Raw genomic sequence first — 9,911 nt, forward strand, 5'->3', positions numbered from 1 at the left:
CTCAGTTGTCCGTCTCGGCGGGCTCAGCGGGCTCGGAAGGGCCCGGCTCGACGAAGCTGTACGGCGGCAGCGGTCCGTGGACCCGCAGATCGAGATGCGGGTGTCCCTTGCGGACCTCTTCGACGGTGGCGATGAACGTCTCGGCCGACTCGCGGTCCACGAGGAACGACAGGTTGGCCAGCCATCCGGTGGACTCCGGCCCCGCGCTCACGGCGGCGGCGGCCGGCTCCAGGGCCTGCTGGATCTCGGCGGCGTCCTCGGCCTCGCGGTTCTTCACCGCGGCGACCACCATCTCGCCGAGCCTCAGCCGGTCGTCGTAGCCGCCGCCGCCCGCGGCCCGGTTGGCCTCGGTGAGGGCCCGGACCTCCGGGTTCTCGGACATCACCCGGTGCAGGACGGCCTCTTCGTCGTGTGTGGCCTTGACGTTGTACTCGACCTTGCCCGCCAGCGCTCGGAGGCGCTCCTTGAAGTGGTCGCCGCGCTCGGCCAGGACGCCGGCCACGGCCGCGTCGTCGGGCGAGACACTGCCGAACCGCATGGGCAGCACCGGACCGCCCGCACCGGTCTCGGCCAGTACGTTCTGATGGGCGAGCAGGTCCCTGCGCTTGGGGCGCAGTCCTTCGGGCGCGTCACTGACGACGGCGGCGAGGTCGCCCTCCTTGATGACGCGCACCTCCTGTGCCGGGTCGCCGACGCCTCCCATGCCGTCGGGGAGCGCAGGATGCGAACCGGCGGTGATGCCGTAGACGTACGTGCTCACTCCTGCTCCTCCTTCCGGCGCGAGGCGGTGGTGGACTTGCGGGCCCGCGGCCGCGACTCGGACCGGGACTCCTCACGCGGCTCCTCACGGGACTGCTCGCGGGACTGCTTGAACGCGTCCGAGATGGTCTCGGCGGCGCCGGACAGCGCCCCCTTGGACTTGCCGCGCGCGCCGGACTCGGTGATGTCACCGACCAGGTCGGGCAGTCCGGGGCTGCGCTTGGGCCCGGCCTCCAGGTCGAGCCGGTTGCACGCCTCGGCGAAGCGCAGATAGGTGTCGACGCTCGCGATGACGACACGGACGTCGATCTTGAGGATCTCGATGCCGACGAGGGAGACCCGGATGAAGGCGTCGATGACGAGCCCCCGATCGAGAACGAGCTCCAGTACGTCGTAGAGGCCGCTGGAGCCGCCTCCACCACCGGTTTGCTGTGCCGGGACAACGGTCATGCCGACCGGCCCTCCTTGCCTGTTGGGATGAGAAGTCTGTTGTGATGTGCGGAAGTGCGGGCGGGTAGGCGGTCTACCGGCCGCCGATCCTGCGTGTGTCGGCCCGCCCGCGTTCGTAACGGCGGACCCGCCGGTACGCGGTGAGCTCGCCGCGCGGGTCGAGGGTCACCTCGTAGCTCGCGAGCAGGCTCATCGTGTCGGGGACCCGGACGAGTTCCAGGACCTCGATCTCCAGCGTCCAGCCGTCCTCGGTGCGTGCGAACGACGACACCGACTCGGCCGTCATGCCGGTCAGTTCGGCGAGCTGTCCGCGCGCCTGGCGCAGTACGTCCATGGGACCCAGCTCGTCGTCCGTCGTGTCGTGCTGCTTGCCCTTGGCCGAGTCCGGTGAACTCTGTGGGCGTGATGTGTTGGATGTGTCGGATGTATTGGATGTCTTGGATGTGTTCGACATGGCCACCTCCAACTCCGAGTGGCCCGGCGAACGTTGACCAAACCTGCGCGTGTCCGTGGCTCAGCCGCGCAGGGCGTCCAGCCGGCGTCTGGCGGGCCCGAGCGCGCGCCCGCCGCGCGGCAGCCCCGACCAGGGTTCGGTGCGGGCCTGGTCGAGCGCGTCGGCGATCGTCCAGCGGCGGGGGCCGAGTTCCGGTTCGTCGAGCTGCTCCCAGGTGACGGGCATGGCGACCGGGGCGCCCGGCCTGGCGCGGACGGTGAAGGGGGCGACCGTGGTCTGGGCGTAGGCGTTGCGCTGGATGTCCAGATAGAGCCGGTCACCGCGGTCCTTCTTGCGGGCCTGGGTGGTGAGCCGGTCGGGGTGTGCCTCGGCGAGCGTGTCGGCGACGTCCTTGGCGAAGGTGTGCACCTCGTCGAAGTCGTGGCGCCCGTTGAGCGCTACGACGACGTGCAGTCCGCGCGAGCCGGTGGTCATCAGGGCGGCGGGCAGGCCGAGTTGGTCGAGGAGTTCACCGAGGAGCCGGGCGGTGTCGCGTACCGGTTCGAAGTCGTCGGTGGCGGGGTCGAGGTCGAAGACCAGCCGGTCGGGCCGGTCGACCGCACCGCCGGACGGATCGCCGGCCGCATCGCCGGACGTCCCGTCGGCCGGACCGCCGGTCGAGACGCGGGCGAGCCATCGGTGCAGGGTCAGGCAGGCCTGGTCGGCGAGGTAGACGAGGGTCGCGGTGTCCTCGCACACGGGGTGCAGGACCGTGCCGCCCTCCTTGGGCACCTCGACCCGGCCGATCCAGTCCGGATAGTGGCCCTGGACGTTCTTCTGCATGAACCTGGGCCCGTCGAGCCCGTCCGGGTACCGCTCCAGCATCAGGGGCCGCCCCCGCAGGTGCGGCAGCATGAACGGGGCGATCTCCTGGTGGTACGCGACGAGGTCCGCCTTCGTGTACTCCTTGGCCCCTCCCCCGCCGGGGAACAGCACCTTGTCCGGCCGGTGCACCTCGACGGTGCGCCGGCCCGCGCGTACGGTCCGGGCGCCGCCGGCGGTCATCGCACGACGGCGTTCTCGACCAGCAGCTTCGCCGCGGCCACGATCGACTCGGCGTCGATGCCGGCCGCGTGCAACTGCTCGGCCGGGGTGGCCGAGCCGGGCATCATGCGTACGGCGAGGCGGACCAGGCGCGGTGTGGGGCGGCCGTCGAGGAAGGCGTCCAGGACGGCGTCGCCGATGCCGCCCTGCTCGTGGTGGTCCTCGACGGTGAGCAGGCAGCCGGTCCGCTCGGCGGCCTCACGCAGCGTCTCCAGGTCGACGGGCTTGACGGAGTACAGGTCGACGACCCGCACGGGGATGCCGTCGGCGGCGAGCGCGTCCGCGGCCTTCAGCGCCTCGTGCACGGTCACTCCGGCGGCGACGACGGTCAGCCGGTCGTCCTCCGAGGCCCGCAGCACCTTGCTGCCGCCGACGGGGAACTCCTCGTCGGGGCCGTACAGGACGGGCATGCCGCCGCGCGAGGTGCGCAGATAGCGGATGCCTTCCAGGTCCGCCATCGTGGCGACGAGCCTGGCCGTCTGGTTGGCGTCGCACGGGTAGAGCACGGTCGAGTCGAACACCGCCCGGAACATGGCCAGATCCTCGACGCCCATCTGCGAGGGCCCGTCCTCGCCGATGGCGACGCCCGCGTGCGAGCCGACGAGGTTGATGCCCGCGCCGCTGACCGCCGCCATCCGGACGAAATCGTGGGCGCGGGTCAGGAACGCGGCGAAGCTCGACGCGAACGGCACCCGGCCGCGCGTGGCGAGCCCCACGGCGGCGGCGACGAGCTGCTGTTCGGCGATGTAGCACTCGAAGAACCGGTCGGGGTGTTCCTTGGCGAAGAACTCGGCGCGGGTCGAGTCGCTCACCTCGCCGTCGAGGGCGACGACGTCCTCGCGCGCGGTGCCGAGCGCGGCGAGCGCCTTGCCGTACGCGTCACGGGTGGCGACCTCGTCACCGGTCTCCCAGCGGGGCAGCTCCAGGTGTCCGGCGCTCGCCGCGTGCGGCGTCCTCGCGTCGGGCGGCTGCTGGACCTCGACGTGCAGGTCGCGCACCCCGCCGAGTTCCCCGATCGCCTCGTCGGCGTCGGGCAGCGGCTTGCCGTGCAGGCCCTCGCGGTCCTCGACGGCCGCGACGCCCTTGCCCTTGAGGGTGCGGGCCAGGATCGCGGTCGGCTGTCCGGCCGTGGACACTGCTTCTCCGTACGCCCGCTCGATGGCGTCGACGTCATGGCCGTCGACCTCGACGGTGTGCCAGCCGAAGGCCTGGAAGCGGCGGGCGTACGCGTCGAGGTCGTGGCCGTGCCGGGTCGGGCCGCGCTGGCCGAGCCGGTTGACGTCCACGATCGCGGTGAGGTTGTCCAGCTGCTCGTACCCGGCGTGCTCGGCGGCCTCCCAGACGGAGCCCTCGGCCAGCTCGCTGTCGCCGCACAGCACCCACACGCGGTAGTCCGCCCGGTCGAGCCGCTTGCCGGCCAGGGCGATGCCGACGCCGACGGGCAGTCCCTGGCCCAGCGATCCGGTGGCGGTCTCCACCCATGGCAGGCGGCGCGGCGTCGGGTGCCCTTCGAGCCGGCTGCCCAGCGTGCGGAAGGTCAGCAGTTCGCTGTCGTCGATGGCCCCGGCGGCCTTGTACGCGGCGTACAGCAGGGGCGAGGCGTGTCCCTTGGAGAGTACGAAGCGGTCGTTGCCCGGATGGGAGGGCCGCCCGAAGTCGTAGCGGAACTGCCGGGCGAGCAGGACGGCCATGAGGTCGGCGGCGGACATCGAGGAGGTGGGATGCCCGGAGCCCGCCGCGGCGGCCGCGCGCACGCTGTCGACGCGCAGCTGCTGCCCCAGTTCGGTGAGAGGGGTGTTCATGGTGTTCCTTCCACGGGAGGTACGGGGGTCCGGGATCCGGAACCGGGACGGGGACGGGGACGGGCAGTGGCACTGGGACTGGGCCCGGGACCGGGCCTTCCGCGTCCCCCTGGCCGGGGTGCCCAAACGTCGTGCCCCCCGGTCGGCCGCGTTTCGCGCCAGGCCCCGGGGATACCCGCAGGACGGCCCTGACAGTGCCGTCAGTGCCGTCACGGAGGTGAGGTGCGACATGCCCGAATACGGCTATTTTCTTTCCTCCGAGGAGTTCGGCCCCTCGGACCTCGTCGAGCAGGCGCGGATGGCCGAACAGGCCGGGTTCCAGTCGTTGTGGATCTCGGACCACTACCACCCCTGGAACGACGCGCAGGGCCAGAGCCCCTTCGTCTGGTCGGTGATCGGCGCCCTGTCGGAGGCGGTGTCCCTGCCGATCACGACGGCGGTGACCTGTCCGACCGTCCGGATCCACCCGGCGGTGGTGGCGCAGGCGGCGGCGACCAGCGCGGTCATGACGGAGGGCCGCTTCCGGCTCGGTGTCGGCAGCGGCGAGGCGCTGAACGAGCACATCCTCGGCGACGCCTGGCCGCCCACGCACATCCGTCTGGAGATGCTGGAGGAGGCCGTCCAGGTGATGCGCAAGCTCTTCACCGGCGAGGAGGTCAACCACTCCGGGCCGCACTACACGGTCCACAACGCCCGCCTCTACACGGTCCCCGACGAGCCCGTGCCGATCGACGTGTCCGGTTTCGGCCCCGAGGCGACGGCTCTCGCGGCACGGGTCGGCGACGGCTTCGTCACCATGGCGCCGGACGAGTCGATGGTGGAGCAGTTCCGGCGGGGCGGCGGCGGTACGAAGCCGGTGAGCGGCGGAACGAAGGTCTGCTACGGCCTGGACCGCAACGAGGCCGTGCGTACGGTCCACCGGCTGTGGTCCAACCAGCTGCTGCCCGGCGAGATGGGGCAGGTGCTCCCCTCACCGAAGCACTTCGAGCAGCTGGAGCCGCTGGTCACGGAGAAGATGATCAGCGAGAACACGGTGTGCGGGGACGACCTCGACGAGCACGTCTCCGCGCTCGCAGCCTTCGCCGACGCGGGCTTCGACCACGTCTACGTCAACCAGATCGGCCCCGACCAGCGCGGCTTCTTCGACTTCTACCGTACGAAGGTGCTGCCGCGGCTCCAGGAGAGGATCCCCTGACCCCTGAGCGAGCGGGTACGGCGGAACGGGGAGCCGGGCGGCATCTCGGCGATCAGCCCAGCGACGCGGTGGCCGTGCGCAGGTCCTCCAAGGCCGCCAGTGCGTGGGGCGCGAGCCCTTCCTCGTCGTCACGGTCGCTCTCGGACCACTGGGCGTAGCCCCGTTTGAAGGCGAGGACTCCCAGCTCGCCCGCGAGATGCGCGGTCGGGTCGGGGACTCCGCGGGCGACGAGCGCGGCGGTCATGGCGGCCGCGAGCCCGACGCTCTTGAGGGCGTCGCGCTCCTGGAGTTCGGTGCTGGCCGCCACGGCCGCCTTGAGGCGGGGGCCCAGTTCGCGGTTCGTCGGTCCCATGGCGCCGGACGCGCGCTCAAGTCCGGCCGCCACCGCCTGGAGCGGGCTGGCGCTCGCGGGTGCCTCGGTGATGCCGTCGGCGAGCAGTCGGCTGAGCGTCTCCTGACCGGCGACCAGCAGCTCCCGCTTGTCGGAGAAGTGCCGGAAGAAGGTGCTCTTGGTGACGCCGGCGCGCTCGGCGATCTGCGTCACCGTGGTGGCGTCGTACCCCTGCTCGGTGAACAGGTCGACGGCCGCGACGACGAGTCGCTGGGTCGCACCTGGTTGCCATCTGCTCATGGCATCAGAATAGATGATGGGACCGTTGTCCCGTCACTGTGTAGGGTGAGTGATGGGACAATGGTCCCATCACTTCAGGGAGAGCTCATGCATGTCTTCATCACCGGAGGTACCGGCACCATCGGCTCCGCCGTCGTCGCCGAACTGCTCGGCAACGGCCACACCGTCCTCGCACTGGCTCGCTCGGACGGCTCGGCGCGGACCCTTGAGAGCGCGGGCGCCAAGGTGCTGCGAGGAGATCTGGCGGACCTCGGCGTCCTGCGGTCCGGCGCCGCGCAGTGCGACGGCGTGATCAGCCTGGCGTTCGGACGCGACTACAGCGGTCCGGACGCCCTCGCGCAGGCCATCGCCGAGGAGAGCGCCGCTCTCGCCGCGCTGGGACAGGAACTCATCGGGAGCGACCGCCCGATCGTCACGGTTTCGGGTACGCCCTGGGTGCCGGGGCGCGCTTCCACCGAGGCCGATCCGCTGCCGACCGAAGGACCGGTGGCCGGCAGGGGCCGCTCGGTCACCGCACTGCTGGACCTCGCCTCGCGCGGTCTGCGCAGCACGGCCGTCCGGATGCCGCGCACGGTCCACAACGAGGGCCGGGGCGGATTCGCCGGCCTGTTGACCGACGCGGCGCGCCGCACCGGGGTGGCCGGCCACCCGGGCGACGGCACCCAGCGCTGGCCGGCCGTGCACGCGCTCGACGCGGCGGTCCTGTTCCGCATGGTCCTGGAGTCGGCACCGGCCGGGACCGCCTGGCACGCCGTCGCCGACGAGGGCGACGCCGTGCGGGACATCGCGGCGGTCGTCGGCCGCCGGCTGGGCCTGCCGGTCGAGGAGGTGCCGCAGGAGAACTTCGGACCGTTCGGCCCGATCTTCGCCATGGATCAGCCGGCGTCCAGCGCCCGCACCCGCGACGCCCTCGGCTGGCAGCCGACGCACCCCGGCCTCCTTGAGGACCTGGAGAACATCCAGCCCTGAAACATCCAGCCCTGAACTGAAGCACGCCTGCGGGCGCCCGCAGGCGCCCGAGCGGCGAAGACCGGGGCCACACCCTTGTGGCCCCGGTCAGCGGTTCACCGCGGCCCGTTGTGCGGTGCCGCGGGATCGGTCGGTACGCCCGTGCCCGGTGCCGCCGGTGCGCCGGCCCCGGCCGATCCGCTCACGTCGCCGGGCACATTGCGGGGAGCGACCGGCGGCATCGGCGGAACGGCGGCTCCCTCCGGCGCGGGCCGGGACGCCGACGGCCGTGCCGCGTTCCGCAGCGCGTAGGCCAGCGCGGCGAGCACGACGGCGGTGATCAGCGCGGCGGCCCAGTCGGGCAGGCCGAGCGCGAGAGCGAGACCGACCGTGAGCGCGAGGGCCGCGCCCGCGTACAGGGCGACGGCACCGGACGCGGCGTACAGCGCGGCCGTACGCCGCTGTACGCGGGCCTGCTCACGCAGTTCCTCGCGTACGGCGTCACGGGCCACCCGCGCCAACTCGTCGGCCAGGTGCTTGTCCAGATGTTCCATGCGGTCGATGCGGTCCATGCCCGCCGGGTACCCGTGGCCCCCGGCACGTAACGCCTGCCGGACGGGGCGCGGTTGTCGGGGCAGGGGATCGGGACGAAACGATCTCCTTCCCGGCTCGCCCCAACTAGGCTCGTCCACATGGACATTCTGGGAGCCACGCTGCGCATCTGCGTCGACGACCTGGAGACTGCGGTCCCCTTCTACGAGAGACTCGCGGGCGGACCCGCGCTCCGCTTCGAGCGCGGCGGGGTCTCCGTCGCCGCCGTCGGCTGCTTCCTGTTGATGAGCGGCCCGGAAGCGGAACTGGAAGTGCTCCGCAAGGTCTCGGCGACCATCGCCGTGCAGGACGTCGACGAAGCGAACCGGGTCCTCACCGACTCGGGCGCCCACGTCCTCGCGGGCCCGGTGGCAACCCCCGCCGGGCGCAACCTGATCGCCATGCATCCGGACGGCTACGTGTACGAGTACGTGGACCGCCGCGTCGCCCAGTAGGTTCAGCCGCCGGGCAGCACGGTCGCGCGCGGTCAGGACTGCCCAAAGGCCGCGACGACGAGGTCGGCCAGGAGGGCGCCGGCGGTTCCCTCGGGGTCCAGGTCGGGGTCGTAGATGGTGACGTTGAAGCCGACGCAGTGCGGGGAGCGCACCAACGGCCGCAGCAGCGCGAGAAGTTCGTCGGGCAGCAGTCCGTCGGGGTCGGGGCTGTCGACGGCGGGCATCACGGACGGATCGAGCACGTCGGCGTCGAGGTGCACCCAGAAGCCGTCCAGGTCCGGCACGTCGAAGGCCTGGGCGGTGGCCCGTGCGACGGCGTCGGCGCCCCACTTCCGGATGTCGCCGACGGTCACCGTGGGGATCTTCAGGGCGTCCAGTTCGGCCCGGTCGTCCTCGAACGCGTCACGGATACCGAAGAACCGTACGTCCTCGTCACGCAGATAGGGCTTGAGCCCCTCCAGGTCCGTCAGGTCGTCCTGGCCGCGCCCCGTGGCCAGGGCGACCTCCTCGCCGCCCGCCGCGCCGATCCGGTCGGAATTTCCCGGGTGGCGGAAGTCGTGCGAGGCGTCCACCGCCGTGAGGCCGTAGCGTCCGATGCGGCGCAGCGCGAGTGAGGCGCCGAGCTGGATGGAGCAGTCCCCGCCGAGGACGACAGGCAGCTCACCGGCCCGTACATGGGCCTCGATGCGGTCGGCGAGCCGGCGGGTGTAGGCGGCGAGCGCGGCGGCGTTGAAGACGCCGTCGCCCTCCTGCCAGTCGCCCAGGTCGTAGCGCGGCGGTACGACCACGCCGCCCTCCAGGGCGTTCAGGCGCCGCACGATCCGCTGGTCGCGCAGGGCGCCGGCCAGCTTGTGGCAGCCGGGCACCGTACCGGGGGCGGGCGGCCGGAGCCCGAGGTTCGAGGGGGCGTCCAGGACGACGAGATTCCGGGGGGCACTCATGTTCGGACCATATCCGCGGTGAGGGCCCAGCGCTCATGGTCCCGCCAGGCCCCGTCGATGAAGAGGAAATCCGGCGAGAACCCCTCAAGACGGAACCCGCAGCGGCGGGCCAGCGCGATCGAGGCGGCGTTGTCCGGCTGGACGTTGATCTCCAGCCGGTGCAGGCCTAGCGTGTCGAACGCGTACCGCACGACCAGGCCGAGCCCCTCGCTCATCAGGCCGCGCCCGGCCGCGTGCGCGAAGGCCCCGTACCCGAGCGCCCCGCACAGGAAGCCGCCCTCGACGATGTTGTTGATGTTGATGAACCCGGCGATCCCCCCGCCGTCCTTCTCACAGACGAGGAACCCGGCCTTCGTCGGATCGTCGATCAGCCGCCCCGCGTACGAGGCGTAGGCGGCGGGGGCGCCGGGCGGGAAGAGCCACGGCTGGTGCAGGGCCTTGCTCTCCCGCACCCGGGCGGTGAACTCGGCGACGTCCTCGCGGGTGATGGGGCGTATGCCCGTGCGGGGGCCTTCGGCGAGGTATGCGGTGGTGCCTGGCATCCCGCCACGGTAGCGCTCCGCTTGGGTGTGGGGGGGGTCCTGCGGGTCGGTGGGGCTCTG

Annotated in this window: 12 protein-coding genes; 3 read left to right on the forward strand and 9 right to left on the reverse strand. The window is 72.1% G+C overall.

Features of this window, described 5'->3' with window-relative positions; translation table 11 throughout:
• Position 1: 1 nt before the first annotated feature.
• From AOK01_RS16190 to AOK01_RS16210, 5 genes are all read right to left on the reverse strand, one after another.
• On the reverse strand, positions 2 to 760 hold the full coding sequence (locus tag AOK01_RS16190) for a GvpL/GvpF family gas vesicle protein (protein ID WP_055512149.1): 759 nt from the start codon (positions 758 to 760) through the stop codon (positions 2 to 4).
• Positions 757 to 1,209 (reverse strand): gas vesicle structural protein GvpA, encoded by a 453-nt coding sequence (locus tag AOK01_RS16195; RefSeq protein ID WP_055512150.1) that lies wholly within the window; start codon positions 1,207 to 1,209, stop codon positions 757 to 759. Before AOK01_RS16195 ends, AOK01_RS16190 begins: the two co-directional genes overlap by 4 nt.
• A 73-nt stretch (positions 1,210 to 1,282) precedes the next feature.
• Complete coding sequence (locus AOK01_RS16200; RefSeq protein ID WP_055512153.1) at positions 1,283 to 1,663, reverse strand: gas vesicle protein GvpO; 381 nt, start codon at positions 1,661 to 1,663, stop codon at positions 1,283 to 1,285.
• Positions 1,664 to 1,723: 60 nt separating this feature from the next.
• Entirely contained in the window at positions 1,724 to 2,707 is a 984-nt protein-coding gene (ligD, locus tag AOK01_RS16205; protein ID WP_055512154.1) for a non-homologous end-joining DNA ligase, read from the reverse strand.
• A complete protein-coding gene (locus AOK01_RS16210; protein ID WP_055512156.1) occupies positions 2,704 to 4,548 on the reverse strand; it encodes a transketolase in 1,845 nt (614 codons plus the stop codon). Before AOK01_RS16210 ends, ligD begins: the two co-directional genes overlap by 4 nt.
• Before the next feature lie 229 nt (positions 4,549 to 4,777).
• Between AOK01_RS16210 and AOK01_RS16215 the strand changes: the two genes are divergently transcribed.
• Positions 4,778 to 5,743, forward strand: coding sequence for an LLM class F420-dependent oxidoreductase (locus tag AOK01_RS16215; RefSeq protein WP_055512158.1), 966 nt, complete (start codon positions 4,778 to 4,780; stop codon positions 5,741 to 5,743).
• A gap of 52 nt (positions 5,744 to 5,795) precedes the next feature.
• Here AOK01_RS16215 and AOK01_RS16220 read toward each other — a convergent pair whose 3' ends face one another.
• Positions 5,796 to 6,374, reverse strand: a complete 579-nt coding sequence (locus AOK01_RS16220; RefSeq protein ID WP_055512160.1) for a TetR/AcrR family transcriptional regulator — start codon at positions 6,372 to 6,374, stop codon at positions 5,796 to 5,798.
• An 87-nt stretch (positions 6,375 to 6,461) separates the two neighbouring features.
• On the opposite strand from AOK01_RS16220, the gene AOK01_RS16225 reads away from it, so the two are divergent.
• Positions 6,462 to 7,343 carry an SDR family oxidoreductase gene (locus tag AOK01_RS16225; RefSeq protein WP_055512162.1) on the forward strand — a complete coding sequence of 294 codons (882 nt, stop codon included), beginning with the start codon at positions 6,462 to 6,464 and terminating at the stop codon, positions 7,341 to 7,343.
• 95 nt (positions 7,344 to 7,438) lie between these two features.
• Here AOK01_RS16225 and AOK01_RS16230 read toward each other — a convergent pair whose 3' ends face one another.
• Positions 7,439 to 7,894, reverse strand: coding sequence for a phage holin family protein (locus tag AOK01_RS16230; RefSeq protein ID WP_055512164.1), 456 nt, complete (start codon positions 7,892 to 7,894; stop codon positions 7,439 to 7,441).
• A gap of 120 nt (positions 7,895 to 8,014) precedes the next feature.
• Between AOK01_RS16230 and AOK01_RS16235 the strand changes: the two genes are divergently transcribed.
• On the forward strand, positions 8,015 to 8,368 hold the full coding sequence (locus tag AOK01_RS16235) for a VOC family protein (protein WP_055512166.1): 354 nt from the start codon (positions 8,015 to 8,017) through the stop codon (positions 8,366 to 8,368).
• 32 nt (positions 8,369 to 8,400) lie between these two features.
• Here the strand turns inward: AOK01_RS16235 and AOK01_RS16240 are convergent, their stop codons facing one another.
• Both AOK01_RS16240 and AOK01_RS16245 read right to left on the reverse strand, forming a co-directional pair.
• Positions 8,401 to 9,309 carry an arginase family protein gene (locus AOK01_RS16240; protein WP_055512168.1) on the reverse strand — a complete coding sequence of 303 codons (909 nt, stop codon included), beginning with the start codon at positions 9,307 to 9,309 and terminating at the stop codon, positions 8,401 to 8,403.
• Positions 9,306 to 9,851 (reverse strand): GNAT family N-acetyltransferase, encoded by a 546-nt coding sequence (locus AOK01_RS16245; RefSeq protein ID WP_055512170.1) that lies wholly within the window; start codon positions 9,849 to 9,851, stop codon positions 9,306 to 9,308. Before AOK01_RS16245 ends, AOK01_RS16240 begins: the two co-directional genes overlap by 4 nt.
• Positions 9,852 to 9,911: the final 60 nt, after the last annotated feature.

Origin of the sequence: Streptomyces aurantiacus, assembly GCF_001418335.1 — a bacterium.
Taxonomy (GTDB): domain Bacteria; phylum Actinomycetota; class Actinomycetes; order Streptomycetales; family Streptomycetaceae; genus Streptomyces; species Streptomyces aurantiacus.